Origin of the sequence: Actinomadura litoris (genome assembly GCF_009733595.1) — a bacterium.
GTDB classification, from domain to species: domain Bacteria; phylum Actinomycetota; class Actinomycetes; order Streptosporangiales; family Streptosporangiaceae; genus Spirillospora; species Spirillospora litoris.
In genome coordinates this window covers 191,583-218,140 of record NZ_WOFH01000005.1, presented here as the reverse complement: position 1 = coordinate 218,140, position 26,558 = coordinate 191,583, and the positions used below count along the sequence as shown (strand labels likewise).

At 69.5% G+C, this 26,558-nt stretch carries 24 protein-coding genes and 1 tRNA gene; 15 read left to right on the top strand and 10 right to left on the bottom strand.

The genetic code is table 11. The features are described 5' to 3' along the window. Positions 1–324 precede the first annotated feature (324 nt). Positions 325–1,389, bottom strand: coding sequence for a slipin family protein (locus tag GNZ18_RS15750; protein WP_156217220.1), 1,065 nt, complete (start codon positions 1,387–1,389; stop codon positions 325–327). A gap of 194 nt (positions 1,390–1,583) precedes the next feature. On the opposite strand from GNZ18_RS15750, the gene bagA reads away from it, so the two are divergent. Further along, positions 1,584–2,579 (top strand): ATPase BagA, encoded by a 996-nt coding sequence (gene bagA / locus GNZ18_RS15745; protein WP_308165813.1) that lies wholly within the window; start codon positions 1,584–1,586, stop codon positions 2,577–2,579. Positions 2,580–2,976: 397 nt separating this feature from the next. Beyond that, positions 2,977–4,131: an ATPase BagB gene (gene bagB / locus GNZ18_RS15740; RefSeq protein WP_156217218.1), complete on the top strand. Its 1,155-nt coding sequence runs from the start codon at positions 2,977–2,979 to the stop codon at positions 4,129–4,131. Between the two features lie 768 nt (positions 4,132–4,899). Here the strand turns inward: bagB and GNZ18_RS15735 are convergent. Next, positions 4,900–5,211, bottom strand: a complete 312-nt coding sequence (locus tag GNZ18_RS15735; RefSeq protein ID WP_156217217.1) for a WhiB family transcriptional regulator — start codon at positions 5,209–5,211, stop codon at positions 4,900–4,902. Positions 5,212–5,527: 316 nt separating this feature from the next. Here GNZ18_RS15735 and GNZ18_RS15730 point away from each other — a divergent pair, with 316 nt between their 5' ends. Continuing rightward, a complete protein-coding gene (locus tag GNZ18_RS15730) occupies positions 5,528–7,864 on the top strand; it encodes a penicillin-binding protein (protein ID WP_173390782.1) in 2,337 nt (778 codons plus the stop codon). A gap of 221 nt (positions 7,865–8,085) precedes the next feature. Here the strand turns inward: GNZ18_RS15730 and GNZ18_RS15725 are convergent, their stop codons facing one another. After that, positions 8,086–8,574, bottom strand: coding sequence for a GatB/YqeY domain-containing protein (locus GNZ18_RS15725; RefSeq protein ID WP_246249883.1), 489 nt, complete (start codon positions 8,572–8,574; stop codon positions 8,086–8,088). A gap of 57 nt (positions 8,575–8,631) precedes the next feature. On the opposite strand from GNZ18_RS15725, the gene GNZ18_RS15720 reads away from it, so the two are divergent. From GNZ18_RS15720 to GNZ18_RS41215, 3 genes are all read left to right on the top strand, one after another. Next, the gene (locus GNZ18_RS15720) at positions 8,632–9,528 is read left to right on the top strand and encodes a metallophosphoesterase (protein WP_214615588.1); all 897 of its coding nucleotides are present in this window, start codon (positions 8,632–8,634) and stop codon (positions 9,526–9,528) included. A 329-nt stretch (positions 9,529–9,857) separates the two neighbouring features. After that, a tRNA-Pro gene (locus GNZ18_RS15715) sits at positions 9,858–9,931 on the top strand. 594 nt (positions 9,932–10,525) lie between these two features. After that, entirely contained in the window at positions 10,526–11,689 is a 1,164-nt protein-coding gene (locus GNZ18_RS41215; protein WP_216651315.1) for an HNH endonuclease signature motif containing protein, read from the top strand. Between the two features lie 46 nt (positions 11,690–11,735). Here GNZ18_RS41215 and GNZ18_RS15705 read toward each other — a convergent pair whose 3' ends face one another. The 3 genes from GNZ18_RS15705 to GNZ18_RS15695 form a co-directional block, all read right to left on the bottom strand. Then, positions 11,736–12,392 carry a Rieske (2Fe-2S) protein gene (locus GNZ18_RS15705; RefSeq protein ID WP_173390781.1) on the bottom strand — a complete coding sequence of 219 codons (657 nt, stop codon included), beginning with the start codon at positions 12,390–12,392 and terminating at the stop codon, positions 11,736–11,738. Positions 12,393–12,400: 8 nt separating this feature from the next. Continuing rightward, on the bottom strand, positions 12,401–12,991 hold the full coding sequence (locus tag GNZ18_RS15700; RefSeq protein ID WP_156217214.1) for an RNA polymerase sigma factor: 591 nt from the start codon (positions 12,989–12,991) through the stop codon (positions 12,401–12,403). A gap of 143 nt (positions 12,992–13,134) precedes the next feature. Next, entirely contained in the window at positions 13,135–14,361 is a 1,227-nt protein-coding gene (locus GNZ18_RS15695) for a vanadium-dependent haloperoxidase (RefSeq protein ID WP_156217213.1), read from the bottom strand. 115 nt (positions 14,362–14,476) lie between these two features. Between GNZ18_RS15695 and GNZ18_RS15690 the strand changes: the two genes are divergently transcribed. Together GNZ18_RS15690 and GNZ18_RS15685 are read left to right on the top strand one after the other, a co-directional pair. Continuing rightward, entirely contained in the window at positions 14,477–14,944 is a 468-nt protein-coding gene (locus tag GNZ18_RS15690) for a hypothetical protein (RefSeq protein ID WP_156217212.1), read from the top strand. Positions 14,945–15,274: 330 nt separating this feature from the next. Further along, complete coding sequence (locus GNZ18_RS15685; RefSeq protein WP_246249882.1) at positions 15,275–15,925, top strand: N-acetylmuramoyl-L-alanine amidase; 651 nt, start codon at positions 15,275–15,277, stop codon at positions 15,923–15,925. 12 nt (positions 15,926–15,937) lie between these two features. Here GNZ18_RS15685 and GNZ18_RS15680 read toward each other — a convergent pair whose 3' ends face one another. After that, complete coding sequence (locus GNZ18_RS15680; RefSeq protein WP_156217210.1) at positions 15,938–16,966, bottom strand: GlxA family transcriptional regulator; 1,029 nt, start codon at positions 16,964–16,966, stop codon at positions 15,938–15,940. A gap of 132 nt (positions 16,967–17,098) precedes the next feature. Here GNZ18_RS15680 and GNZ18_RS15675 point away from each other — a divergent pair, with 132 nt between their 5' ends. From GNZ18_RS15675 to GNZ18_RS15665, 3 genes are all read left to right on the top strand, one after another. Continuing rightward, positions 17,099–17,986 (top strand): DUF5753 domain-containing protein, encoded by an 888-nt coding sequence (locus GNZ18_RS15675; protein WP_156217209.1) that lies wholly within the window; start codon positions 17,099–17,101, stop codon positions 17,984–17,986. A gap of 161 nt (positions 17,987–18,147) precedes the next feature. Continuing rightward, positions 18,148–18,414 (top strand): hypothetical protein, encoded by a 267-nt coding sequence (locus GNZ18_RS15670; RefSeq protein WP_156217208.1) that lies wholly within the window; start codon positions 18,148–18,150, stop codon positions 18,412–18,414. Positions 18,415–18,508: 94 nt separating this feature from the next. After that, positions 18,509–18,652: a hypothetical protein gene (locus GNZ18_RS15665; protein WP_156217207.1), complete on the top strand. Its 144-nt coding sequence runs from the start codon at positions 18,509–18,511 to the stop codon at positions 18,650–18,652. A 63-nt stretch (positions 18,653–18,715) separates the two neighbouring features. On the opposite strand, the gene GNZ18_RS15660 is transcribed toward GNZ18_RS15665, so the two are convergent. Then, positions 18,716–18,922: a hypothetical protein gene (locus tag GNZ18_RS15660; protein WP_156217206.1), complete on the bottom strand. Its 207-nt coding sequence runs from the start codon at positions 18,920–18,922 to the stop codon at positions 18,716–18,718. A gap of 277 nt (positions 18,923–19,199) precedes the next feature. On the opposite strand from GNZ18_RS15660, the gene GNZ18_RS15655 reads away from it, so the two are divergent. The 4 genes from GNZ18_RS15655 (at position 19,200) to GNZ18_RS15640 (ending at position 24,273) form a co-directional block, all read left to right on the top strand. Next, positions 19,200–19,982 (top strand): MerR family transcriptional regulator, encoded by a 783-nt coding sequence (locus GNZ18_RS15655; protein ID WP_312874548.1) that lies wholly within the window; start codon positions 19,200–19,202, stop codon positions 19,980–19,982. A 68-nt stretch (positions 19,983–20,050) separates the two neighbouring features. Then, positions 20,051–20,962, top strand: coding sequence for a serine hydrolase (locus tag GNZ18_RS15650; protein WP_312874547.1), 912 nt, complete (start codon positions 20,051–20,053; stop codon positions 20,960–20,962). A 62-nt stretch (positions 20,963–21,024) separates the two neighbouring features. Then, positions 21,025–22,797, top strand: a complete 1,773-nt coding sequence (locus GNZ18_RS15645; protein ID WP_156217203.1) for a S9 family peptidase — start codon at positions 21,025–21,027, stop codon at positions 22,795–22,797. A gap of 1,008 nt (positions 22,798–23,805) precedes the next feature. Beyond that, on the top strand, positions 23,806–24,273 hold the full coding sequence (locus tag GNZ18_RS15640; RefSeq protein ID WP_216651314.1) for a hypothetical protein: 468 nt from the start codon (positions 23,806–23,808) through the stop codon (positions 24,271–24,273). A 9-nt stretch (positions 24,274–24,282) separates the two neighbouring features. On the opposite strand, the gene GNZ18_RS15635 is transcribed toward GNZ18_RS15640, so the two are convergent. Together GNZ18_RS15635 and GNZ18_RS15630 are read right to left on the bottom strand one after the other, a co-directional pair. Next, entirely contained in the window at positions 24,283–24,951 is a 669-nt protein-coding gene (locus tag GNZ18_RS15635) for a TetR/AcrR family transcriptional regulator (RefSeq protein ID WP_214615613.1), read from the bottom strand. Positions 24,952–25,285: 334 nt separating this feature from the next. Further along, a complete protein-coding gene (locus GNZ18_RS15630) occupies positions 25,286–26,371 on the bottom strand; it encodes an aspartate-semialdehyde dehydrogenase (RefSeq protein ID WP_156217202.1) in 1,086 nt (361 codons plus the stop codon). Between the last annotated feature and the right edge of the window lie 187 nt (positions 26,372–26,558).

The following is a 26,558-nucleotide window of genomic DNA, read 5'->3' as shown; positions in this document are numbered from 1 at the left end:
AGCGGCCACACGACACGCCACCTCCGCCACCACCAACCCCAACCCGCGAAACCCGCACACGTCCAGCAACACGACCCAGCCCCGCCACGCCAACGAGCGCCTTCAGCAGCTCTCGCCCCGCCCGACCCTGCTCACGACACCTCAGTGGAACAAGCGAGCAGCCAAGGATGGGCCCAGCGAACCGAAGCCACGCCAATCCCGAGGCTGGCACCCCCGTCGACCAACCGCCCAGCCAGCAGGACTCACCAGCTCTCGCCGAGCAAGCCGACCCGGCCGACGGCCGCCCGAACCAGGCGCCCGTCGGCCAGCCGGGCTCGCCCCGGCTCAGCTCTGCCGGTCCTCCCCCTCGCCGCCGGAGATGCCGCGCGGCTGGTCGGCGGATGGTCCGGGGACCTCAGGCGTCTGCTCGGGCGAGCCGATCCCGTGCTGCGACTTGTGCTTGGGCTCGTCCAGCCCGATGACGGGCGGAACCTCGTCGGTCGACTCCAGCGTGGACGGCTTCTCCGCCGCCTTGGCCAGTTCCTCCTCCGCCTTGGCGAGCCGCTCACCGAGCCCCAGCTTGTCCCCGCCGCTCTCTTCGGACCCAGAGGCCCCGGACCCGGCGCCGCCGACCGCGCGGTCGAAGAAGCGCAGGATCTCGACGGGCAGCGGCATGACCAGCGTGCTGTTCTTCTCGGCGGACACCTCCACGACCGTTTGCAGCAGCCGCAACTGGAGGGCCGCGGGGTCCTGCGACATGATCTCCGCGGCCGCCGCGAGGCGCTTGGACGCCTGGAACTCGCCGTCCGCGGTGATGATCCGGGCCCGCCGTTCGCGCTCCGCCTCCGCCTGTCGCGCCATCGACCGCTTCATGCCCTCGGGCAGCGACACGTCCTTGATCTCGACCCGCTCGATCAGCAGGCCCCACGGGTCCTGGGTGATCTCGTCGATGATCCCGCGCAGCCGCAGGTTGATCTTCTCGCGCTCGCCGAGGAGCTCCTGCATGTCGGCCTGGCCGATGACGGACCGCAGCGACGTCTGCGCCACCTGCGACACCGCGTATCCGTAGTTCTGGACGTTGACGATCGCCTTCACCGGGTCGACCACCCGGAAGTACACGACGGCGTCGACGCGGACGCTCACGTTGTCCTGGGTGATGCCCTCCTGGGCGGGCACTCCCAGCGTGATCGTCTGCTGGTTGACCTTCTGCATGCGCTCGGCGATCGGGATGATCACCGTCAGTCCGGGGGTGCGGACCGCCCCCGGACGCAACTGTCCGCCCCGCTGCACCTGTCCGAACCGGAACACGATCCCGTGCTCGAACTGCTGGACGACCCGGAGCGACGACGCCAGCGTGAGCAACCCGCCCACGACCACGACGAGCAAGATGACCAGGGCTACCGCTTCCATCACGGGCACCTCTCTGTACAGAGAGCCTGAGCCCAGAGAGCCCAGACGGGCCCGGCCCAAAAGCCGGGCCCACAGTTCCAGCTAACCTCGCGGACACGCTCGAAACAACGGCCGCGCGCACCGTGTCAGGGATCACTTGCATCCGGAAGGACGCCCCCTAAAGTCCTTGCCGAGTGAACGATATGGTCGTACAGGTGAGCGCGAGAGACACCGACTGGGACGGCGTGCGCCTGCACGTGGTCACCGGCAAGGGCGGCACCGGCAAGACCACGGTCGCCGCCGCACTCGCCCTGGCCCTTGCCGCAGGCGGGGGCAAGGTCCTGCTGGTCGAGGTCGAGGGCCGCCAGGGCATCGCCCAGCTCTTCGACTGCCCGCCCCTCCCGTACGGGGAACGGCGGGTCGCCGTCGCCCCGGACGGCGGGGACGTCTACGCGCTCGCCGTCGACACCGAAGAGGCGCTCCTGGAATACCTGGAGATGTTCTACAGCCTCAAGCGCGCCGGGAAGGCGATGACCAAGCTCGGCATCGTCGACTTCGTCACGACCATCGCCCCCGGCCTGCGCGACGTGATCCTCACCGGCAAGACCAGCGAGTCCGTCCGCCGAAAGAAGAAGGACGGCTCCTTCATCTACGACGCCGTCGTCATGGACGCCCCGCCCACGGGACGCATCACGAAGTTCCTGAACGTCAACGACGAGGTGTCCGGGCTCGCCAAGATGGGCCCCGTCCGCAACCACGCGGACACCGTGATGAAGGTGCTCCGCAGCCCCGAGACGGCCGTGCACTTCGTCACGCTCCTGGAGGAGATGCCCGTCCAGGAGGCGATGGACGGCATCCACGACCTCACCGAGGTCGGCCTGCCCATCGGCGGCGTGATCATCAATATGGAACATCCCCCCGTCCTCTCCGAAGAAGACCTCGCCGCGGCCGCCGCCGGCACCCTCGACGCCGACGAGATCCTGCGCGGCGTCAAGGCCGCGGGCCTCGAACACGACGCCGAACCGATCGCCGCCGTCCTGGCCGCCGAGGCGGTCGAGCACGCCCGCCGCACCGCCCTCCAGCGCCGCGAGAAGGAGCGCCTGGAGTCGATCGACCGCCCCCGCTACACCCTGCCCCTCCTCACGGACGGCATGGACCTGGCCGGCCTCTACGACCTGGCCGCCGCCCTCCGCGCCCAAGGCGCCGCATGACCCCCGAACAGCTCCCCACTCCGGTACCCCCCGCAAAACCAACTCCTTCCCCTGGAATCAGACCCTTCGCGTCCCACACCACCCCTCGCCTCCCACACGCCGGCCTCGAACCGCGCATAGCACGAGCCGGGCCGCGCAGGACCCGCACCGATCCCTTCGCGCCGACCGCGACAGCACCACCCGGCACACCCTCCCGTCCGGCGTCCCCGCGACCGACCGCGACAGCACCACCCAGCACACCCTCCCGTCCGGCGTTCCTGAGGCCGGCCGCTCCAGCGCTGCGCGTCCCGACCCTCATGACCCACGCTGTTCATAGCGGCGCTTCAGGAGTGCCTGGCGGGAGGCTCGGAAAGATGCCCTCCACCGGAGCCGGGTCACGAACGCGGGAGACGAACCGATGAGCTCGACCGGCAAGAACCCGCCCGCGCTGAACATCGACGCGCTGCTCGACGATCCGCGCACGAAGATCATCGTGTGCTGCGGTTCCGGTGGCGTGGGCAAGACCACCACCGCCGCGGCCCTCGGTGTCCGGGCCGCCGAGCGGGGACGCGACGTGGTCGTCCTCACCGTGGACCCGGCCCGCCGGCTCGCGCAGTCGATGGGCCTGTCCGAGCTGGACAACAATCCGCGCAAGATCGAGATCGACGGCGACGGCGAGCTGCACGCCATGATGCTCGACATGAAGCGCACCTTCGACGAGATCGTCGAAGCCCACGCCGACCCTGACCGGGCCAAGCAGATCCTCGCGAACCCCTTCTACCAGTCGCTCTCCTCCAGTCTGTCCGGCACGCAGGAGTACATGGCGATGGAGAAGCTCGGCCAGCTCCACCGCTCCGGCGCCTGGGACCTGATCGTCGTCGACACCCCGCCGTCGCGGAACGCCCTGGACTTCCTGGACGCGCCCGAGCGGATGGGCCGCTTCCTCGACGGCCGCTTCATGAAGATCCTCGCCGCCCCCGCCAAGACCGGCGGCCGCTTCGGCGTGAAGGTCCTCAGCGCGGGCTTCGGCATGTTCACCGGCGTGATCAACAAGGTGCTCGGCGTCCAACTGCTCCGCGACGTGCAGACCTTCGTCGCCGCCTTCGACACGATGTTCGGCGGTTTCCGCGAGCGCGCCGAGAAGACGTTCAGGCTGCTCCAGACCCCCGGCACCGCGTTCCTCGTGGTGGCCGCCCCCGAGCCGGACGCGCTCCGGGAGGCCTCCTACTTCGTGGAACGCCTCGCCGAGGAGCGCATGCCGCTCGCCGGGCTCGTCGTCAACCGCGTCCACGAGTCCGCGGACGGCAGCCCGTCCGCGGCCCGCAGCCAGGCCGCCGCCGAGACACTGGAGGAACGCGGCGAACACCGGCTGACCGCCGCCCTGCTACGCCTGCACACCGACCGCATGCAGTTGGCGGCCCGGGAGGAACGCCTCCGCGACCATTTCGCGTCCACGCACCCGAACGTCCCGGTCACCGCCGTCCCGGCACAGGCCGAGGACGTTCACGACCTCGACGGCCTGCGCAGGGTCGGCGAAGACCTAGCCGCCCCGACCACCCCGACCGCCGCATGACACGCGTCGCATCGCAACCTCCCCCTCTCATCGTCTGACCAGCACCATCGTCCGCCCTCCAGCCGGACAAGGTAAGTCGAACGACGTTCTGTGGATAACCCTCTGCGACGAAGTCCGGTGTCACTGGGCCGGAACCGGCGGACCACCGCCGCCAGGCGTGCGGGAAGGCGGGGACTCCGAAACAGCATCGAGGCGGGGATCGCGGCGGACGACCGTCCAGCAACACGCTCGACCGACCCACCAAACAGAGCACTGACCTGCGGATATACACCCCGCGACGCTGATCAGCCGGCGCCACTTCGCGGGCGCCGCTGATGTTCATGCGGGCGCGCCAACCACGGTTCGGCTCGCGATCGCCGCAGCGTGCAGGGATGCCCTCACGCACAACCTACGGATTAGAAGTCCGGAGCTCTGCCACCTCGGCCGAGCCTCGACCAAGCACCAACACCAACGAAGCCCTCCCGCCAACCCGACCGATGATCACTCAACGTGGCGCGGGAACGACAGCGAGCAGCATGAGGCGGCCTGAACGCACGCAGCAGCGGGCCCGCACCCAACAAACGGTGCAGGCCCGCAGCCGCGCTTGCTTCTTAAGCCCTTGCCTGAAGACCTTGCCCAGCCCAGAGACCTTCCGCCGGACGGGCCACCTCCCGCCACCCGGCTACCAGCGATCACCCGGACGAACCGAACCGACTCACGACGGACCGACTCACCAAGCCGACCATCCGAACGAGTCAACCACCCGAACGGATCAACCACCCAAAAGGGTCAGCTGGCGACGAGTTCCTGCTCCTCGATGTCCACTGATCGCTCGTACTCGTCCTTGGCCGTCTCCAGCAACTCGCGCCACGATTTCACGTCCGGCCGCCGACGCAGCAGCGCTCGGCGCTCCCGCTCGGTCATCCCGCCCCAGACGCCGAACTCGATCCGGTTGTCGAGGGCATCGGCTAGACACTCCGTGCGCACTGGGCAGCCGCGGCAGATGAGCTTGGCTCGGTTCTGCGCGGCGCCCTGCACGAACAGGGCGTCCGGATCCGCGTTACGGCAGGCGGCGCGGGCGGTCCAATCCGTGATCCACATCTTGGCCCCACTCCCCTAGGGTCTGTGTCGATTTGCGCTCCTTGGCCAGACGGGCGCGGACGTCAGGCCGCCAAACGAAAGCCGTGGGGAAGAACTTACGGAAGCGAGGGACGATTCAACAGTCCCCGATGGGCCCATTCTCGATATAGCCCACCGGGGCCATACCGCCGGAACGGACTAGTTACCTGTAGTTGACGCGCCAGACATGGCGCAGGTTGTCACGATGGGGACAGAACGGACGCGCGATCGTCGATCGATGTTGCCCGCCGGGGGACCTGTCCCGAATGCACTGGTCGTCCCGCGTACTCTAGAGCCCGTGCGCGTTGCGAAATCAGATCGGGGTAAGGCCCTCTCCACGCTGTTCAGGCTGCTGGTTGCGGGTGTCGTCGCGGGGGTCCTGGTCGCGTTCATCGCGCTGCCCGGTGTCGGGAGCGCGGGCCTGACCGCGCGCGACGCCGCGAACAACTTCGAGGACATGGACAGCCAGCTGAAGACGACACCGCCGTCGGAGAAGACGGTGATGTACGACGCCGGGGGCAAGCCGGTCGCCACGTTCTTCGACAAGTACCGCGAGTCCGTCCGACTCGACCAGGTCGCCCCCATCATGCGGACGGCCATGATCGACATCGAGGACTCGCGCTTCTACGAGCACGGCGCGCTCGACCTGAAGGGCACCATCCGCGCGTTGGCGTCCAATGTCGAGTCCGAGCAGACGCAGGGCGGTTCGACGCTCACCCAGCAGTACGTCAAGAACCTCCTCGTCGACAGCGCGACCACGCAGGAGGAGTACCGCGAGGTCACCGCGCCCACCGTCGGACGCAAGCTCCGCGAACTGCGCTACGCGCTCGACCTCGAACAGCGCATGACCAAGGACCAGATCCTTGAGGGCTACATGAATGTGGCCTACTTCAGCGCCGGAGCCTACGGCGTCCAGGCGGCGTCCAAGCGCTACTTCAGCAAGCCCGCGTCCAAGCTCAAGCTCGGCGAGGCCGCGCTGCTGGCGGGCATCACCCAGAACCCCACCGCGTACGACCCGATCCGCAACCCGACGGACGCGCGCAAGAGGCGCGACACCGTCCTGTACCGGATGGTGGAGCTCAAGCACATCACCAAGGCCCAGGCCGACCAGGAGGCCGCCAAGCCGATCCAGCTGAACCGGACCGACCCGGTCGGCGGATGCGAGACGAGCAAGGCGCCGTACTTCTGCGAGTACGTGAAGTACGACATGCTCAACATCCTGTCGAACGGCAAGTACTGGGAGATGGAGCCCAAGCAGCGGCAGAACGTGGTCAACAAGCTCAACCGCGGCGGCTACACGATCCGCACCACGCTGGACATGGACGACCAGCGCGCCGTCGACCAGGCCCTGCGCGGCACCGTCCAGCCCACCGGGAACCGCGTCGGCGCGGAGGCGATGGTCGAGCCCGGCACCGGCAAGGTCCGCGCGATCGGGCTGAGCAAGGAGTTCGGCGCCGGCAAGGGCAAGACCACGATCAACCTCCCGGCGGACGCCCAGCACGGCGGCGGCAACGGCGTTTCCGCGGGGTCGACGTTCAAGGTCTTCACGCTGGCGGAGGCGCTCGACCAGGGCATCCCGGTCAGCACCAACATCAACTCGCCGCAGACGACGAGCGTCAACGGCTTCAATCCCTGCAAGTACACCGGGACGTACCAGGGCAAAAAGTACGACAACGACATGGCGGGCGGCGGCAACTGGACCTTGTCCAACGCGGGTGACAGCGAGGCGGGCAACTTCAACCTCAAGACCGCCACCTGGCACTCGGTCAACACGTTCTACGCCCAGCTTGAGAAGCGCGTCGGCGTCTGCAACGCCGTCAAGATGGCCGAGAAGTTCGGCCTGAAGCAGGGCAACGGGAACGCGCTCTACCCGGCTCCGTCCCAGGTCCTCGGCACCAACGACATCGACATGGTGCACCTCGCCGCCGCCTACGCGGGCTTCGCGGCACGCGGCAAGTACTGCGCGCCCATCTCGGTGACCGAGGTGATCGACTCGGACGGCAAGCGACTCAAACTGCCCAAACAGGACTGTCACCAAGCAGTGGACACGGCCGTCGCCGACAAGGTGAACGGGATCCTCCAAGGCGTCCTCACCAAGGGCACCGCCGCGGGACGCAGCCTCGGACGTCCGGCCGCCGGCAAGACCGGCACCTGCGAGGAGTTCACCTGCGCGGTCTTCGCCGGCTTCACCCCGACGCTCGCCGCCGCCACCGCCTACTGGGACTTCCGCGGCCCCTGGCAGTACAAGGTCTACGGCGTATACGGCGCCGACATCCCCGGCGGAATGTGGCAGCAGAGCATGCGCAACGCTCTCGCCGGAACGCCCGCGCCCGGCTTCAACACCCCGTCCCGCGACTTCGGCGACACCACCAGCGTCCCGAAGGTGAAGGGCCTGCCGGTCGCCGCCGCGACCGCCAAGCTGAGGGCCGCTGACCTCAAGGTCAGCGTGGCGTCCGGCTCCGTCGACTCCAACCAGCCGAAGGGCACGGTCGTCTCCACGTCCCCGGACGCGGGCACCGAGGTCGGCCCCGGCACCACCGTCATCCTCTACGTGAGCAGCGGCCGAAAGGGAGGCGGCGGTCGCGACAACGGCCGCCCGTCACCGAACTTCGGCAGCCCTCCTTGGGGCCAGTAAATCCCACGAAGGGCCCGGCATCCGCCGGGCCCTTCTACGTCCCGGCCACGAGATCTCAGAGACGCGCACGGGCTTGCCCGAACGCGCGCAGGGCATCACACTGCTTGCCCTCATCCGCCCCGCTGATCCACGCCTCGCGCCCTCCGCCGACGGCGGGACGATGCGCCGCAGCAGCACCCACGAAACCGTTGCCCTGCGCGCCCTGACCGACCAGGGGCCGCTCAGGTGGCGAGCTGGCGCTTGACCTCCGCGGCGACGCGTCCGCCCTCCGCACGCCCGGCGACCTTGGGGTTCACGACCTTCATGACCTGGCCCATCGCACGCGGACCGGCCGCGCCCGTCGCCGCGATCGCGTCCGCGACCAGCGCGGTCAGCTCCTCGTCGGCCAGTGGCGCGGGCAGGTACTCCTCCAGCACCACGCCCTCGTCCCGCTCGGCCTGAGCCTGCTCCGCACGGCCCGCGTCATCGAACGCCGTGGCGGCCTCCCGCCGCTTCTTCGCCTCCCGGGCGAGCACCTTGACGACCTCGTCGTCCGACAGCTCGCGGGACTGCTTGCCGGCGACCTCCTCGTTCTTCACCGCCGTGAGCGCCATGCGCAGCGTGCGGGTGCGCACGCCGTCACGGGCCTTCATCGCGGCCGACAGGTCGGTCTCCAGCTTCTCCTTCAGGGCCATGGTCACATCATGCCCGTCCAGACCCAGTTGCCTCATCAGGATTACCGCAGGGTGCCCGTGTCTGGAAGCATGGAGACCTGAGAAGGGAGAACCGTGCGAAAGATCTACACCGTGCCCCTGGGCCTCCTGGGCGCGGGTGCCGCGACCTTCGGGTACGCCTCGGTGATCGAGCGGAACTGGTTCCGCCTCCGCCGCTTCGACGTTCCGGTGTTGCAGCCCGGTCGTCCGTCGGTGAAGATCCTGCACATCTCCGACGCGCACCTCACGCCCGGCCGGTCACGGCTGATCCGCTGGGTCCGGTCCCTGGACGCGCTGGAACCCGACCTCGTGGTCAACACCGGCGACACCCTCTCGCACCGCGATGCGATCGGGCCGTTCCTGGATGCCCTGGGCCCCCTCCTCGACCGTCCGGGCGTCTTCGTGTACGGGTCCAACGACCTCTACTCGCCCGTCTTCAAGAACCCCCTTCGCTACATTTGGCGAACCAGCAAGGCCGACTACAAACGGCATCGCCGCGAGCCCGACCTGCCCTACCGCGAGCTCGGCTCGTCCCTCCAGGCCGCCGGCTGGCTCGACCTGAACAACCGCATCGGCCGCCTCAAGGTCGGCGAGTTGGACGTCGAGTTCGGCGGAATCGACGACTCCCACATCAACCGCGACCGCTACGACAAGGTCGCCGGCCCCGTCGACCCGCAGGCGGACATCCACCTGGGAGTCATGCATTCCCCCGAGCCCCGCAACCTGGACCGTTTCACCGCCGACGGCTACGACCTGCTCCTGGCGGGCCACACCCACGGCGGCCAGGTCTGCGTCCCCTTCTACGGCGCCCTGGCGACCAACTGCGGCATCGACCGCCCCCGGGTCAAGGGCCTCCACCGCCACCGCGGCTCCTGGCTGCACGTCTCAGCCGGCCTGGGCACCTCCCCAACGGCCCCCATGCGCTTCTGCTGCCCTCCCGAAGCATCCCTCCTCACCCTCGTCCCCCGCTGACCCCAAGCACCCCAACCAAACCACCACCCACTCCCCTCCATAACCATCAGATCACCCACCACCGACAACCCCCTGTCCAGCCAAGGACCTGACAGCACCCACCCGCCCCCAGCGCCCCTGAGCGGCCCGCTCACCCTCACACGCCGCCGCACCCGACCTGCGACGATGGCTCCCAGCGACCGAGGCAGACCCAAGGCCCACGCCCCCACCGCAACCGTGACCAGCTTCACACCCAGCCAGCGCCCCGATATTGAGGACGCAGCACCCCCGAGCATCCGCTAAAGTGGTCAAGGCGCCGGGAGCACGTACGACTCCCGGGCAGCCACCACCGGGGTGTAGCGCAGCTTGGCAGCGCGCTTCGTTCGGGACGAAGAGGTCGTGGGTTCAAATCCCGCCACCCCGACATAAAGATGCAGGTCAGAGGCCGGTTCTCCACCAAGGAGACCGGCCTCAAGGCTTTGTCCATGCCTTGTCGCGAACCAACCCCGACCATGGACACGACCTGTCCCGGCCTGTCCCAGCGAACCGTCACCCTCCTCTGAGCCCCACCGGCGCCGTTCGGTCGGCGTCCAGCCTGTGCTCAGGACGGGACTCTGAGGTAGGTCGAAGAGCGCGGGGGCAGGGCCGGACCTCGTCCTCGATCGTGGAGGAGCGCGCTGCCGACGACAACTCTCATTCAGAGGCGATGCCTAACAGGTCAGACGGGCCGCAAAACCATCCCGTCACGGAGAGGCCGCTGGCTGCATGGTGCGGGAAGGCAATTGTTAGGTCTGCGACAGCATTGGTGTCCGGATATCCCTAACGTCGGGCCAAGTGATCTGTGATCCAAAAGAGGGTATCCGGATTGGAGTTGTTCAGGTACGGTCGGTGATATCGGGAGGTAGGGACCATCGCCGGCTTGGCAGTTGGCTTCTGTCGGCTGGATCGGTTGTCGACGGGCAATGGATGGGACACTGGGATTGGTCGGCGTTGGCCATTTCGGGCATAGCATGCCGGCATGGATCTGTCGGTGATCACTCGTGAGGCCGTCCTGGATGCGATCGCCGAGTGTGATCAGGTCGGGCGGGAGCGGTTTCTTGAGCGGTACGGCTTCGAGGAAGCTCGTCGGTACTTCCTTCGCTATGGCGGGGTCTACTACGACTCGAAGGCGATTGTTGGGGTGGCTTACCGTCACGTGGCCGGACGGCCGCTGTCGGCAGGTGAGTTCTCCGGCGGGCAGCAGACGGTCGGTCGGCTTCTGGCGCGTTTGGGGTTCGAGGTGGTCTCCGATGAGCCGCCCGCGCCTGGGCAGCGTCTTCTTGAGCTCCTCGGTTCGTTGCGGGTCGCCATCACCGCGGAGGGGCCTGCTCGGCACCAGCCCATCACGCTTCTGTGGGCTCTGGGGCGGGCGGCACAGCGCCGTCCCCGGTTGGTTTCCTGGAGAAGCGCGCGACGTGAGCTGCGGGGGCTCATGCGGGAGTACGGGCAGCCGAGTTCCAGGGCGACGCCTGAGTTTCCCGTCCTGGCGCTTGCTCGTACGGACCTTTGGGAGTTGCGGGGCCATGTTGGTGACGTGCCGGCGGCGCATGGCAACCCGGTTGCATGGCTTGATGAGCAGAATCCTTCATGCGGTCTTGCGGTTTGGGTTTATGAGCTTGACGCGTCTGTCCGTATGGAGGCCGTCGGCTTTCTGGGCAGTCGGTTCTTTGGTGGTGGTCTGCCCGAAGGGCTGCTTGAGGAAGCCGGTTTGGGGCAAGGGTGTGCTGACGAGTCTCCGTTTCAGGGGGCGGATTCGCGGGATGCTTATCGTCGGCTCTGCGGGACGATCGAGGCTGCGGAGGCGCGTGGGGATCACGATCGCACCAGCACTCGGGCTGCCCGTGAACAGCCTGTGCGGTCTTCCGCTGCGGTCCGGGCCGTCCTGATGCGAAGCGGTGGGCGGTGCGAGAACCCGTTGTGCGCCGGGCAGCCCGAGGATGTCAAGGAGAACGGCGACCCCATTCTTGAGGTCGACCATGTTCTCGACAGGGCGCGGTGGGGGCGCGACCATCCGATCCAGATGATCGCGCTATGCCCCAACTGCCACGCCATCAAGACTTGGGGTCGGACGGGTGAGCGGCTCAGGGAGGTTCTGTTTTTTGAGGCTCGGGTGAGGCACTCCGCTTGGTGCTCCGAGGCATAGTGGCCTGGGGTTGGTGGACGGTTCTGGTTCGTTGTAGGGGCTGGGGTCAGGCTTGGGGGATGTAGACCTCTATTGTTCCGTTTCTTTGGCGTAGGGCCAGGCGGGGGAGGGCTGGGATCGGGGCTTTCAGGCGGTGGTAGAGGACGGTGCCGTCGGGGGCGAAATGGGCGCCGTGGCAGGGGCAGCGGAGGCCCTTTTCGGGGTGCGGGGTCAGGCGGCAGCCCTGGTGGGTGCAGACGCCGGACACGGCGCGCAGGCGGCCGTTGGTTCGGGTCACGAAACCGTCGATGCCGCTGGCGGTGAAGCCGTGGACGGCGCCTTCGGGGAGGTCGGCGGCTGCTACGACGGGGTGCCAGATGCCCAGGTCGGGGGTCAGTTCGCCGCTGTTCGCGGTGGGCGGGTCGTTTGAGGTTGCTCGGCCTGTGAAGACGCCGGCGACGGCTCCCGCCAGGGCGCCGACGGCGGTGCCCAGGACGAGGCGGCGGCGGGCCGGGGTGGTGGAGGGGGTGGGTTCGGCCAGGTCACGGGCCAGGCGGCGGTGCAGTGCGGTGATGAACTCTTCGTGAGGGGCGTCCGAGCCGGGGCGGGCCGCGCGCAGGTCGATGGCCACGCGCAGGGCTTCCGCGTCGGCGTCGTCGGCTGGAAACGGCCGGGGGCGGCCGCCGGACAGCAGGGTCTCGACGAAGCGGGGCAGTCCTCTCATGGTCACCCTCATCCTTGGAGGCTTGGGTCGTCGCGGGCCAGTTCTGCTGCGAGGCGTAAGGCGCGGTGCTGGATCACTTTGACGTTGCCGATCGTGGTCCCGAGTTCGGCCGCGGTCTGGCGGATCGTGCAGGAATTCAGGAAGCGCAGTTCCAGGACGCGTCTGTAGCGTTCGGGTAGTGCGGCCAGGAGTTGTTCGACTCGTCCTTGGGAGTTGCTGGTTTCCTCGGGGGGCTCGTCGCCTATGGCCATCTGGTCCAGGTCGATGACGGTGATTTCGCGTCCGAGGGTGCGTTTCCAGTGTGCGGCGAGAACGGTGCGGGCGGTGGCGAGTAGGTAGGCGCGGACCTCGCCGACGCTCGCGGAGACCCGTAGCGGGCGCAGGGCGGTCAGGAAGACCTCTGCGGTGAGGTCCTCGGCGTCGGGACGGTTGCCGACCTTGGAGAACATCAGCCGGTAGATGCGGTCGACGTTGTGGAGGTAGATCGCCTCCCAGTTCGCATAGGTGTCCGCCTGGACGAGGTGCAGCGGCGCCCGGGCGTCGGGGGGTGGTGCCGCCGGTTCGGGTGGTTTGCGTCGTACTGGGTTCCAGCGGCGCATGACGATCCTTTCCGCCGTTTCTTGGAGCACGTCGAAACGGGCTTGGAGGATCACCTGGGGGGTGATCCTCCGTTCGCCGCCGTCCACGGCCGAGTGCGCCCACGTGGTGGACGCACTCGGCCGCCCTCTCCCGGACGGGTCAGTCAGCTTGTTGTGTGGGTGAGCACGTACTGGGCGACGCGGGAGCCGAGCGTCTGGCCCGCGGTGTGGTCGAGGCGGGTGTGGATGCCGGCGTAGATGCGGCTGAGGCCGGCCTCGTCCGCCGCGTCCTGGTAACCGGTGAACGACCGGGTGACGTCGGGCAGCGCCTCCGAGCGGACGGTGAAGTGGTCGTCCGAGCCGAAGAAGGAGGTCAGGACGGTCGCTCCGGCCTCCCCGACGACGCTGTGCGCGCCGGGGTAGGAGGGGTCGGGAGGCGTCACCGCCAGCGGGTTCCATGCCGGATCGGCGTGGGTCCTGGGGTTTCCGTCGGTGTCGGCGGCGCGGACCGCGGTTACGGGACGCCAGATGCGGTAGTGGTATTTGCCGTCGTAGAAGGCGATCGCCGCGTCGGCGAACGTCCGGTCGAGCGTGGCGAACAGGTGGGCGGTGGCGGCCAGCCCGGTTCCGTGGCGTTGCGCGGCGTCCTGGGCGATCTCGTTCCAGTAGTTCCAGATCGGCGCGGCCCAGAAGCGCGCCTGGACGGTCTGGTCCGCGGTGCGCTCGGTGCTGGTGTCCTTGCCCAGGAGTTGCACCTCGTTGAGCGCCTTGGCATAGGTCCGGCTGGTCAGCGCGGGGTATGGGCGTGGCCGGAACTGGTCGCCGCGTTCCAGCACGAAGGGCCGCACACCGGACCAGTGCGTGAACACCGGGGCCGCGAACGCCGGCGGGGTGGGCCGGTAGTCGCCCGGACGGTCGCCCGGGACGAACGGCGGAGGGGTCGCGTCGGAGCCGTCGTGGGCGCGGTCGGCCAGCACGGCCGCGGCCGCGCGCTGACCTGCGCGTATACCGGCGGTCTTGGCCGGGCCGTCCGGCACGTTCGCGAGCTCGTCGTGGAGCTGCCGGTCCAGGTCGGCGCGCCGGGCGGGGTACAGCGCGGTCAGGCTGTCGTGCCCGGCCTCGGCCGCGGCGGCATAGGCGGAACCGGACCTCGCGTCGACGGCGTCGGCGATGGCCGTGTGCATGATGGCGAAGTTGCGCGTGGCGTGGACGGTCGCCGGTTGCGCGCCGGGCGTCCGCACGATCCCCAGCAGGGTCCGGTTCCACTGGATCACCACCTCCCCCCGCGTGGCGGTGGCCGCTTGCGCGGGTCTGGCCTGCGGCACGTACGCCATGGCCGTCGACAACGCGGCACCCACGGTGGCGGCCATGACCACCATTGCTTTCCCCATCTCCCCGTCCCTTCTCCGACAGTCGGGTTCGACAAGGGATAGGCCCCCGGGTTACACGGCCCCTGTAACCCGGGGGCCTATCAACCGGACGAGCCGAACAGAGGAGGAGACCTCGATGCGTATGCGAATAGCAGTAGGACTGTTGACCTCGGCGGCGCTGGCGCTGACCACCGCCGCGGCGACGGGCACCGCCGCGCAGGCGAAGGAGCGTCCGTGCGGACGTCCCGTGATGGCCGCCGGCACCGGTTCGCAGGGCACGCCGTGGACGCTGAAGTCGCAGTACGACGACGACGGCACCCCGCCGAACCAGCTGGTCGCGGGCGAGGAGTTCGAGATCGCCACCACGGCGGCCGGGCAGCGCTGGTCGGTCAGCTTCACCGACAACGGCACGGAGTTCTTCCGGAACGACAACGACATCTCGACCGCGACCGGGATCCGGGAGGTCCACCCGAATCCGGTCGCTCGGGGGGTCTCGAACCATATGGCCGCGCACGCCGTCCGCCTGGACGCCGCCGGCAACGTGATCGAGGTCATCGACGGCGCGGTCGATCTGGCTCCGCCGCCCGCCCGCTGCGGACGCTGAACCGTTGCGGTGCCCGGCCGGGTGTCCGCCGTGGGCGGGTGCCCGGCCGAGTGGCGCTCAGGGTCAGTTCGCAGGCGATATCCGCGTCTCGTCATCGCGAATCTCGTGTTTCTTTTTGATCAGCCTGGGGCTGATCGGTGATTGCCTGGGCATTGGGCGGCGGTTAGGTTTCGAGCGTCGGCGGCTTCGGGACCGGGGGGACGGGGCATGGGGTGGCGTGGATGGGTTCTGGCTATATTGTGCCTGGTCGGCGGGTGTTCTTCCGGAGGTGACGGCGAGGTGGGTTCGGAGAGGGCGAGCCCGGCTTCGCCTACCCCTTCGCGTGCCGGGATGAAAGGGAAGGTCATTGTGCTCGACCCAGGGCACAATGGCGGAAATGCCCGGCATTTGAAGGAGATCAACAAGAAGGTCTTCATCGGGAACGGCTACAAGCCCTGCAACACGACCGGGACCGAAACGGCCGACGGCTACACCGAGCATGCGTTCACCTGGGATCTGGCCAACCGGCTGGCGAACGTCCTGCGAGAGGCGGGTGCCCAGGTCGTGCTGACGCGGAAGAACGACAAGGGCGTCGGCCCCTGTGTCACCGAGCGGGCGGCGATCGGCAACCGGCTCCACGCCGACGCCGTGCTGTCCATCCACGCCGACGGGGCTCCGCCCAACGGGCATGGGTTTCATGTGATCCGGCCCCTTCCGGTGGGGAAGAACGCCTCCATCGTTTCCGAGTCGGGGCGGCTCGGGACGGTGGTGCGCGATGCCTACCGGACGGGAACGGGCATCCCCTATTCCACCTATGTGGGGCGGAACGGCCTGGACCAGCGGGATGACCTCGGCGGCCTCAACATGTCCACGGTTCCGGTCGTGTTCATCGAATGCGGCAACATGGGCAATCCGGGGGACGCGTCGACGATGTCGGACGCCACGTCCCGGCAGCGTATGGCCGTGGCGCTGGCCAGGGGGTTCGAGCAGTTCCTGCGTTGACGGCGTCCGCGGTCAGACCGTTTCGCGAGCCTCCGCCGGACGGGTCCCGAATGCGCGGGGCCCGGCCCCGGTTCTGCGGGGCTCGGCCGTGCGGAAAGTGTGGCGGTAGGCGGACGGCGGAACGCCGATCGTGGCGACCAGGTGCTGGCGGAGAGAGGCGGCGGTGCCGAATCCGGATTCGGCGGCGATGCGGTCCACGGGCAGGTCGGTGGTCTCCAGCAGGCGGCGGGCGAGTTCGACGCGCTGCTGGGTCAGCCATTGGCCCGGGGGCATGCCGACCTCGTCCCGGAAACGGCGGGAGAACGTCCGGACGCTCATGCGCGCGTGGGCCGCGAGTTCGGTCAGCGGAATGGGGCGGTGCAGGTGCCGGAGCGCCCAGTCGCGCGTCGCGGACGTGGTGGCGGCGGACGGCCCGGGAATGGGCCGCTCGATGAACTGGGCCTGCCCGCCCTCGCGCCACGGCGGGATGACGCAGCGCCGCGCGACGCCGTTGGCGACCTCGCTGCCGTGGTCGCGGCGGATGATGTGCATGCACAGGTCGATTCCGGCGGCGACCCCGGCGGAGGTGAGGACATCGCCGTCGTCCACGAAAAGGACGTCCGGATCCACCTTGATCTCGGGGTGCAGCCGCTGGAGGTGGTCGGCCTCCTGCCAGTGGGTGGTCGCGGGGCGGCCGTCCAGCAGGCCGGCGGCGGCAAGGGCGTAGGACGCGGTGCAGATGGAGACGATCCGGGTTTCCGGACGCAGCCGGGAGAAGACGACGGCGAGCGGCGGCGGGTACCAGTCCGTCTCATCCGCGGGGCCGCTGCGGCCGAACGGCGGGATGATCAGCGTGTCGGCCGTGCCGACCAGCTCGGCCCCGTGGTCCACGGTGATGGAGAAGTCGGCCGACGTCCGAACGGGCCCGCCGTCGATACTGCAGGTGAGGACCTCGTAGAGCGGCTCGCCGGCCGCCGACCGCGCGGACGCGAAGATCCGCGTCGGGATGCTCAACTCGAACGGGTACACGCCCTCCAGGGCCAGCACGACGACACGATGCATGGCCAAATTCTGACATATATCCTTATTCTGGCCATCCCCGAAATAGTCCGTCGAGCGTCCGTGAGCCGTGGGAAGATTGTTCCAATGCACGTGCATATGCACGTGCTGTGACGATCTTGAGGAGCGCCGTTGATGGCTGCGGGGCCGGCCGCCCACGCCCGGGGGCCGACGGTCAGGCGCATGCTGCTGGGCGCCCGGCTGCGCAGGCTCCGCGAGCTGAAGGGCCTGTCCCGCGAGGAGGCCGGGTACGCGATCCGGGGCAGCCACTCCAAGATCAGCCGGATGGAGCTCGGCCGCACGGCGGTCAAGGAGCGCGACATCGCGGACCTGCTCGTCCTGTACGGCGTGACCGACGACGCCGAGCGCCGCAACCTGCTCCGCCTCGCGCGCGAGGCGAACGCCCGCGGCTGGTGGCACCGCTACAGCGACATGATCCCGTCCTGGACCCACCCCTACCTGGACCTGGAGGAGGCCGCCGGGTCCGTCCGGACCTACGATCCGTGCCAGATCCCCGAGCTGCTCCAGACCGAGGAGTACGCGCGCGCCAGCCTCGCCATCAGGGACGGGATCCGCGAGGGTATGCCGCCGATCGAGATCGAGGGCCGGATCAGCGTCCGGCTCATGCGCCAGCGGGTGTTCGCGCGATCCCAGCGCCGGACGCTGGCGGCGATCGTCGAGGAGGCGGCTTTAAGGCGTTTCGTGGGCGGTCCGGAACTGATCCGCGGGCAGTTGCGGCACCTGTCGAGGGTGAGCGAGGCCGCCACCGTGGACCTGCGGATCATCCCGGCGGACCGGGCGTCCCTCGCGCCGACCGGCCGCGCGTTCACCGTGCTGCGCTTCGACGAGCAGGCCATTCCGGACGTCGTCTACGTGGAGCTGCTCACGACGGCGCTCTACCTCGACAAACCAGCCGATACACACGCGTTCGAGCGGGTCTGGAACAGGCTGGAACGTGAGGCGCTCTCCCCGGACGCGAGCCGCGCCCTGCTGTCCCGCCTCATGGAACATCTTGCAGAATAGATCCTTCCGTTCTGGGAGTAGGGCCAACCCTACGGATCGTCGCGGGGAAGACTCCACCTTGGATAGGGGTTTTCCCCGATAGCGATGACTCGCGCCAACCGTCAGAGTCGTAAGTAGCAAGCAGGGGAATGAGGAGCCCCTCCGCAGGAAGAAGGCGCACGATGTCACACAACACGCTGAGCCTCACCCCGTTGAGCACCTCCGACCTGGCCCAGATCCTGTTCAGCTCCGGGCTCCAGGCGTCCGACGAGCCGTCCGCCGAGCAGGTCCGCACCGCCATCGACGCGCGGCTCTGCGCCTGCGGCGGGGACCGTTCGATATGCACCGCCGTCGTCGCGCAGGAGGCGGGCGACCATCCGGAGACCTACACCACCCGCATGCGCTGGGCGCTCACCACGGTGTCCGCCGCATACGCCGCCGCGGCCTGAGACCGCCCGTCCCATCGAGCCCGGCACACCGGCACATCCGAGCACGGCCCGCAAGAGGATTCGCACCCAGGACTTCTGCCGAGGGAGAGATCCGATGCGTTCACCGTTCACCGACCGCCGCGAGGACATCCTTCCCCGCTCGCTCCGCGAGCTGATCGCCGCCGAGGCGGCACAGGAGAACGACGAGAAGCGGCGGCGCCGACCACGCAAGGTCATAAGCACGAGGCGCGTCACCTAGGCCGACGCGGGGGTACGGCACGTAGGCCCGCGCCGTGGGTCATGTGGAGGTCGCCCGCATGCGTCAGTGCTTCTTCTTGGACTTCTTGGACTTCTTGTGACTGCTGCCGGACTCCCACTCGTATCCGGGCGTGCCGTTCTTGCAGTAACGGTCGCTCACCTTGGTGTCGGTCGCGTCGTGCTCGCACCAGCGTTTCTCGGAGCATCCGGCGAGGCCCAGCCCTGCGACCAGAACGGACGTCGCGAGCACGACGGAGGGGAACTTCCGCATCAAATGCCTCTTTCTTCGCGGATGCCGGAGCCCGGCCGAGGGTAACGCAGGTCTGACGTGCGCGATCATGGAGGCGTTCCGCGTCCACGGCATCGCCGCCGCCCGACCGCGTTTGGCCGCTGCCCGACTCCGGCCACGCTCTTGCCCGCCCGCTCCCCCGGCGCGGCCCTGGTCGTCCCCGCGCAGGTCTGGGCGTCTCCCCTGTCCGACCCTCGCCCGTCCCTAGGGCGTCCCGGGCACGGAGGGTTGCCGTTCGTCACGAACTATGCTGGCGGCCGTGACTGAAGAACCGGCGCGAGGCCGGGACGGCGTGCAGGGCCGCTGGCCCGACGCGACCGGTGACAGGCGCGAGTACCGTATCGGCGAGCTCGCGGAGGCCGCCGGGGTTCCAGTACGGACACTGCGCTACTACCAGGAACGCAAGCTGATTCCGCCGCCGCGACGCTCGGGCCGTGTCGGCCTGTACTCGGCGACACACCTGGCGCGGCTGCGCATGATAGGCGGCCTGCTGGAGCGCGGGCACACGCTGGAGGGCATCCGCGAGCTGCTGTCCGCCTGGGAGCTCGGCCGCGACATCGGCGTCGTGCTCGGCGTCGAGAAGGCGGCGACGACACCGTGGTCGCACGAGGTCCCGGTGACGATGACGCTGGACGAGCTGGCCGCGCTCTTCCCGGACGAGGACGATCCGCCCAGCGTCATCCACCGCGCCGCCTCCCTCGGCTTCGTCGAGATGGACGGCGACCGCGTCACCCTCTGGAGCCGCCGCCAGCTCGACGCGGCCGTCACGCTGGTCGGCGCGGGGGTCCCGCTGGAGGAGGTGCTCACGGCCGGATGCGAGATCCAGCGCACGATGGACGATCTCGCCGCGCTGTTCGTCCGGCTGATCGCCAAGCACGTCGTCGGACGCGTCGGCGACACCAGCCTGGGCGACCTCACCGACACCCTCACGCGGCTGCGGCCCGGCGCCGAGATCACCGTCGAGGCGGGCTTCGCGCGGGCCATGGACCGGCAGGTCCGCGTGGCGATCGACCAGTTCGTCGGACGCCTGGCCACATCCTGACGGTTCCGTAGGGGTCCGTTGCCGGTCATGTCCGCGACTTCCCGTCCAGGGGTCGTTACCGTGACGGCGTGCCAGGACTCCGCTCCTCGACGCTGCTACCGGTCGCCGTGCTCGCGACCGGCGCTCTGCTACCGGTGCCTGACGCTTCGGCCGCCCCGGCCAGCGTGTGCGCGTCGTCCGCGCATCCGACGATGGCGAAAACGCTGGGCTCGCGCATCCGGATCGCGCTGGCCGACCGCGCCGGGACGGAATCGGTAGCGGTTCTCGACCGGAAGCGCGGCATCCGTTGCGCGGTCGCCGCCGGACGCCACTACGACTCGGCGAGCGTCGTCAAGGCCACGATCCTGGGCGGGCTGCTCCGCCAGGCCGCGGACGAGGACCGGTCGTTGACGGCCACGGAGAAGTCCCTGGCCCAGAAGATGGTCACGCGTTCGGACAACGACGCCGCGTCCCGGCTGTGGCGCTCGGTGGGACGGGCCCGGATGGCCCGGTTCCTGAAACTGGCCGGGATGTCGCACACGACGCTCGGCCCGTCCGGCTACTGGGGGCTCACCCAGATAACGGCAGAGGACGAGATCGCGCTGCTCAGCCGCTATACCCGGCACAACGAGCTGCTACCGGACAAGGCGCGCGCGTATGCGTTGGGGCTCATGAACGACGTCATCGCATCCCAGCGGTGGGGTGCTCCGGCGGGGACCCCGGCGAAGGTGACGTGGCACGTGAAGAACGGCTGGCTTCCCAGGAAGGGCCGCTACTGGCGCGTCCACAGCATCGGCGCGTTCGACGGGCACGGCGAGGACTACATGATCGTGGTGCTGACGCAGGACACGCCGTCGATGGCGTACGGGGTGACCACGATCGAACGCGTGGCGCGGGCCGTCCACCGGACGCTCAACCCGGGTTCGCGGTCGGCGGAGGTCAGGAACGTCCCGGATGGCGTTTGGGAGGAATCGGACGGTTCCGTCCCCCTTGATCGCTGAGGGTTGTCCACAGGTGCACCGGGTTTCGTCCGAGGCGGCCGTGAGCGGCGATACTGGGGTGCATGGTCGACGAAGAGCGCTGGCGGGCGCGGTTCCGGGCCGCGCGGATGAGCCTCCCCCGGTGGGCGCGCGACGCCCCGAGTCGCAGCATCTACCAGTCCAATGTCACGGGGACCTGGGAGATCTACACCTGGGATCGCGAGTCCGGTGAGCGGCGGCAGGTCACCGAGCGTCCCAACGGGACGTGGACGGGCGCCGTCGATCCGTCCGGCGCGTGGGTGTGGTGGTTCGCCGACACCGACGGCGACGAGTTCGGCGTGTGGAAGCGCGTCGCGTTCGACGCGCCGGAGGGAGCGGAGAGCGTCCCGGCCGTTCCGGGGCTGGAGCCGTCGTACCCGTCGGGGCTGGCGCTGGGCGCGAGCGGGCTCGCCGTCGTCGGGCGGACGAACGAATCCGGCAACTCCGTCCACCTGTGCCGCCCCGGCGCCGAGCCCGAGGTGCTCTACCACCACGCCGAGGACGCGCACGTCGCGGGCCTCTCGCGGGACGAGGCGCTGGTCGCGATCGGGCACAGCGAGCACGGCGACAGCCGCCACATGGCGCTGCGGGTCGTCCGCGCCGACGGGTCCACGGTCGGCGACCTGTGGGACGGGCCGGGCAAGGGCGTCTACGGATCGGGGTTCGCGCCTGTGGAGGGCGACGCGCGCCTGCTGGTCGGCCACGAGCGGCGCGGCCGGGACGAACTGCTCATCTGGGACGCGGTCGCGGGAGTCGAGCAGGAGATCGTCCTCGACCTGCCCGGCGAGATCGGCGCGAGCTGGTACCCGGACGGGTCCGCGCTGCTGATCTCCCACTCGCACGAGGCGCGGGACGAGCTGTACCGCTACGACCTCGGCACCGGCGCGCTGGAGCGGATCGAGACGCCGCGCGGGGTGATCGGCGGGGCCGCCGTCCGGCCGGACGGGACGGTCGAGTTCTCCTGGTCGTCCGCCGCCGAGCCACCGGTGATCCGCTCGACGTCGGGCGCGGTCGTGCTGACCCCGCCTGGTCCCACGGCGCCGCCGTCCGTGCCGGTCGAGGACGTGTGGGTGGACGGCCCGGGAGGCCGCATCCACGCCCTGATCAGCAAGCCGGAGGGCGATCGTCCGTTCCCGGCGGTGTTCGACATCCACGGCGGGCCGACCGCGCAGGACGAGGACTCGTTCGTCGCGGCCGTCGCCGCGTGGGTCGACCACGGCTTCGCGGTGGTGCGCGTCAACTACCGGGGCTCGACGGGATACGGCTCGACCTGGCGCGACGCGATCGAAGGGCGGGTCGGGCTCACCGAACTGGAAGACGTGAAGGCCGTCCGCGACTGGGCGGTCTCCTCGGGCCTCGCCGACCCGGAACGCCTCGTCCTGACCGGCGGGTCATGGGGCGGCTACCTGACGCTGCTCGGCATCGGCACCCAGCCCGACGACTGGAGCGTCGCGGTCGCGGGCGTCCCCGTCGCCGACTACGTCGCCGCCTACGAGGACGAGATGGAGGGCCTCCAGGCCTTCGACCGCTCCCTGTTCGGCGGCTCCCCCGACGAGGTACCCGACCGCTACCGCGAGTCGTCCCCGATCACCTACGTCTCCCAGGTCAAGGCCCCGGTCCTGGTCCTGGCCGGGGAGAACGACCCGCGCTGCCCGATCCGGCAGATCGACAACTACCTCGGACGGCTCACCGACCTGGGCCACCCCCACGAGGTGTACCGCTACGACGCCGGCCACGGCTCCCTCGTCGTCGAGGAACGGATCAAACAGATGGCCACCGAAATCGCCTTCGCCCGCAAACACCTCAACATGCCCTGACCCACCCTCCGGCGGCGGACGGGCCCCGGGCCCTGACCCGCCGCCCACCCCCGGCGATGATCGCCCGGCGTGCGCGACGACACCGATCGTGGGCGCACAGTCGTGGGCGCACGGTCGTGGGCGGACGGTCGTGTGTGGCGGTACGCGAGAAGCAGTCCGCAGCTGGGAGCTGGCGCCTTGCATGCGTATAGGCGGTCCGTTGTTGCGCATTGGGAGTCTGGGTTCCGGCCGCATGCGTCTGCGCGGGGTCGCCGTGCCGGGTGCGTAAGTCGTGGTTCGTTCCCGCAGGCGGGGAGGCGGGGAGGCGGGGAGGCGGGGAGGCAGAGAGGCGGGGAGGCGGGGAGGCGGGGTTTCGTTTGTACTGCGCGTAAATGCGTGGGCAGCCACCCGCGAGTCCACAGGGCGGCTCTTATGCGGTCGACCAATGGAACGTCCGGCACACGCTTTCCTGCGAGGCGCCGCTCCGGCTGCGGGTGGGGTCTGGGCTGCGGGTGGGGTCTGGGCTGTGGGTTTACAAGATCGAAGTGGGGGGCATCCCTCCGAGCGGTCGCCAGTGAGCAGGAGCCGGTCCACGTGATCGGCACCCCCCCGGCGCCGTCGTCCGACGCGGCGGCGCAGCGCTCGAACCGTCGCTCTCCGCGCCGGAGAGCCGAAGCGGGGGGATGCATGGCACGGCTCGACAACGCCCCTTCCCCCGAACGCAACGCGGCGTCCGATGCGGCGAGACCCGACGGCGCGTCTGAGGTCCGCGGCTTGGGCGGTCGAGCAGCCGGCGCCGGTGGGCGGTCGGGGAGTGGGCGAGGGGGTGACATCGGGGCGGTCGAGGCCGGGGTCGCAGATGCTCCAGTGGTCGATGTTCGGGTGGGTGATGGGCTGGAGGTTGGTCGGCGACGAAGTGGTGCGGGGCTTGGGGGCCGGTCGGCGGTTGGCGTGACGGTTTTCGCCGTGGCCGCTGCGGTGTTCTTTCCCGGGTCTCCGTCGGCCTCCGCGTCGGCGGAGCCTCAGCCCATGTCCCGTCGGTATGTGTCGGGCACGCCGTATCGGACCGTCCCGCCGCGTTCTGAGATCGAGGATCTGCCCGCTTCGATCCGGGTGGAGCAGCAGTTCGCCGAGTACGTCCTACGGGCCAAGGGGATCGATTGGCGTTCGACAGGCAATTGTTCCGACGCGGCGATCCCGACCTGCACGTCCTTCGAGGGGCTGCGCTGGGGCTCGCTCAAGGGGCTGCTCGTCTTCGCCAGGGGGAGCGGCTGTGAGATCACCGTCACCGGCGGGACGGAGCGCGGGCACGCGGGCGGGCAGTACAGCCACGAGAACGGCTACAAACTCGACATCGCGACGGGCTCCTGCGTCGACGGTGCCGTCACGCGCTACCCGTTCGTGGGAGTGCGGAGGGACGGCGCCAAGCTCTACCGGTCACCGGCGGGCGCCCTGTTCGCCCGCGAAAGCGACCACTGGGACATCCTGTTCCGCTGATCCCGGGCGTCAGGCCCGGACGTCGCGAATGATGTCGACCAGCTCCCTGGTCACCGACTTGAAGCCGGGGATCCGCGACATCGACACCATGCGGTTGACCAGCGGGACCGTCCGCTCGACGAGGAGGTAGGTCTTGCGGCAGCCGGGCGAGTTGTCGTGCACCCAGTACAGGACGATGCCCATCGAGTACAGCCACAGCAGCTCGGGCAGCTCCTTGCGGAACTCCTTGTCGACCTTGAGGCTGGAGCCGTCCACGACCTCGCGGTAGATCTCGACGGCGGAGTTGCGGGACGGCCCGGACTCGGCGCTGAACGGGTTGAGCGGGCTGGTCGGCTCGGCGGCGAACTTGAAGAACTTCCCGGCGAACTCGTGGTAGGGGACCATCGTGTCCACCCGGGCTTTCAGGACGCCCAGCAGCCGGGGCGCGAAGTCCTTCTCGGCGGCGAGCACGGCCCGGCAGGCGGCGGCGTGCGCCTCCTGGAGCTCGTCGTAGTACGCCTGGATCAGCGCTTCCTTGGAGCCGAAGTAGTAGTAGGCGTTGCCGACCGAGACGCCCGCTTCCTTGGCGATGGCCCGCATCGTCGTCGCCTCGTACCCGCGCTCGCGGAACAGCCTCAACGCGGTCACGACGATCAGGGCGCGCGTCTGCTCGGACTTCACGGCCTTCGTCTCGGTCACCCTTGCCACCCTAAAGGCCAGTCGCGCGGTCTCGCTCCCGCCGTCCAAACCCGCCTGGACACCGTCCAACCTCACAAGAACCCCGTCCAGAACCGACGTTGATCGCGTGGACGTCGTCCGGTGCACGCGGATGTGATCTGGACCTACAGGCACGCGCCCCCGGTCGACACCTGCGCCAAGCGGGCCCGGCCGAGCGTGACCACGCGGAGGTGGTTGGGGCAACGCCGGCCGATCATGGGGAAGTGGTTCGTGGCGCGGCACCAGGTGACGTGGTGGGTATTTGAGCCTGCGCTCGGGACGGGCGGCGGCACGGATGTCCGTCCTGGGGGGGACGTCAGAGCTCGGTGGCGATCAGTTCGGCTATCTGGGCGGCGTTGAGGGCGGCGCCCTTGCGGAGGCTGTCGCCGCACAGGAACAGTTCGAGCGCCTTCGGGTCGTCGAGCGAGCACCGGACGCGTCCGGCCCAGGTCGGGTCGGTGCCGACGACGTCCGCCGGGGTGGGGAACTCGTGCGACTCGGGGTTGTCGCAGAGGACGACGCCGGGCGATCCGGCGAGGATCGCCTGGGCCTCGCGCTGCTCGACCCGGTCGCCGAACACCGCGTGCACCGACAGCGAGTGCGCCTTCGTCACCGGGACGCGGACGCAGGTCGCCGCGACCTTCAGGGCCGGCAGGCGCAGGACCTTGCGTGTCTCGTCCCGGATGCCGAGTTCGTCGGAGGTCCAGCCGTCGGCGCCCAGCGAGCCCGTCCAGGGGACGACGTTCATCGCGAGCGGGGCCGGGAACGGTCCGAACTCACCGACGGCGCCGCGCACGTCGCCCGCGCGGTTGCCGAGCGCGCGGTCGCCGCCGACCTTCTCCATCTGCGCGTACAGGGTCTCGATGCCGCTCCGGCCCGCCCCGGACGCCGCCTGGTAGGACGAGACGACCAGCTCGCGCAGCCCGTAGCGGTGGTGCAGCGCGCCGATCGCCACGATCATCGACAGCGTCGGGCAGCCGGGGCTCGCGATGATGCCGCGCGGACGGTCGCGGACGCGTTCCGGGTTCACCTCGGGGACGACCAGCGGCACACCCGGGCTCGTCCGGAACACGGGCGAGGCGTCCACCACCACGGTGCCGCGGGCCGCCGCGACCGGTGCCCACTCCGCCGCGACCGGCGGGGGCACCGCGAAGATCGCGATGTCGGCTCCGTCGAACACCTCGGGCCCGAGCGGCACGACCTCGGACGGCTCGCCGCGCACCGTCAGCGTCCGGCCCGCCGACCGCGGCGAGGCCACCAGGCGGATCTCCCCGTAGACGTCCAGGCGGGTGGACAGCAGGTCGCGCAGCACCGCGCCGACCGCGCCGGTCGCGCCGACGACGGTGAGGGTGGGTCTGCCCTCTCGTCCGTCCGTGCTGTTCGGCCCGGCCGTCGAAGCCATGGTCGCACCCGCCCTCTCGTCATCGAGTCGCGTACGCAGGTCCACACAACTGAACTCTCACCGGCTCCGGCCGGTTCCCACGATCACGGTGACACCGACGGGCCGCGTCACGCGACGCAGCCCGGACCGCATGCCGCTGACCGGGGCTTTTACACCATTCGTCGGCTTTGCCCCTTATCAAGGACGC

What these genes read in the sequence shown, in the direction of transcription:
- GNZ18_RS15690 (WP_156217212.1), top strand. Translation starts at nt 14,477, where the DNA reads ATGCGTATGCGAATAGCAGTAGGACTGTTGACCTCGGCGGCGCTGGCG.
- GNZ18_RS15645 (WP_156217203.1), top strand. Translation starts at nt 21,025, where the DNA reads ATGGTCGACGAAGAGCGCTGGCGGGCGCGGTTCCGGGCCGCGCGGATG.
- bagB (WP_156217218.1), top strand. Translation starts at nt 2,977, where the DNA reads ATGAGCTCGACCGGCAAGAACCCGCCCGCGCTGAACATCGACGCGCTG.
- GNZ18_RS15660 (WP_156217206.1), bottom strand. Translation starts at nt 18,922, where the DNA reads ATGCGGAAGTTCCCCTCCGTCGTGCTCGCGACGTCCGTTCTGGTCGCA.
- GNZ18_RS15670 (WP_156217208.1), top strand. Translation starts at nt 18,148, where the DNA reads ATGTCACACAACACGCTGAGCCTCACCCCGTTGAGCACCTCCGACCTG.
- GNZ18_RS41215 (WP_216651315.1), top strand. Translation starts at nt 10,526, where the DNA reads ATGGATCTGTCGGTGATCACTCGTGAGGCCGTCCTGGATGCGATCGCC.
- GNZ18_RS15700 (WP_156217214.1), bottom strand. Translation starts at nt 12,991, where the DNA reads ATGCGCCGCTGGAACCCAGTACGACGCAAACCACCCGAACCGGCGGCA.
- GNZ18_RS15680 (WP_156217210.1), bottom strand. Translation starts at nt 16,966, where the DNA reads ATGCATCGTGTCGTCGTGCTGGCCCTGGAGGGCGTGTACCCGTTCGAG.
- GNZ18_RS15630 (WP_156217202.1), bottom strand. Translation starts at nt 26,371, where the DNA reads ATGGCTTCGACGGCCGGGCCGAACAGCACGGACGGACGAGAGGGCAGA.
- GNZ18_RS15695 (WP_156217213.1), bottom strand. Translation starts at nt 14,361, where the DNA reads ATGGGGAAAGCAATGGTGGTCATGGCCGCCACCGTGGGTGCCGCGTTG.
- GNZ18_RS15665 (WP_156217207.1), top strand. Translation starts at nt 18,509, where the DNA reads ATGCGTTCACCGTTCACCGACCGCCGCGAGGACATCCTTCCCCGCTCG.
- GNZ18_RS15725 (WP_246249883.1), bottom strand. Translation starts at nt 8,574, where the DNA reads ATGAGGCAACTGGGTCTGGACGGGCATGATGTGACCATGGCCCTGAAG.
- GNZ18_RS15685 (WP_246249882.1), top strand. Translation starts at nt 15,275, where the DNA reads ATGAAAGGGAAGGTCATTGTGCTCGACCCAGGGCACAATGGCGGAAAT.
- GNZ18_RS15675 (WP_156217209.1), top strand. Translation starts at nt 17,099, where the DNA reads ATGGCTGCGGGGCCGGCCGCCCACGCCCGGGGGCCGACGGTCAGGCGC.
- GNZ18_RS15705 (WP_173390781.1), bottom strand. Translation starts at nt 12,392, where the DNA reads ATGAGAGGACTGCCCCGCTTCGTCGAGACCCTGCTGTCCGGCGGCCGC.
- GNZ18_RS15735 (WP_156217217.1), bottom strand. Translation starts at nt 5,211, where the DNA reads ATGTGGATCACGGATTGGACCGCCCGCGCCGCCTGCCGTAACGCGGAT.
- GNZ18_RS15640 (WP_216651314.1), top strand. Translation starts at nt 23,806, where the DNA reads ATGTCCCGTCGGTATGTGTCGGGCACGCCGTATCGGACCGTCCCGCCG.
- GNZ18_RS15750 (WP_156217220.1), bottom strand. Translation starts at nt 1,389, where the DNA reads ATGGAAGCGGTAGCCCTGGTCATCTTGCTCGTCGTGGTCGTGGGCGGG.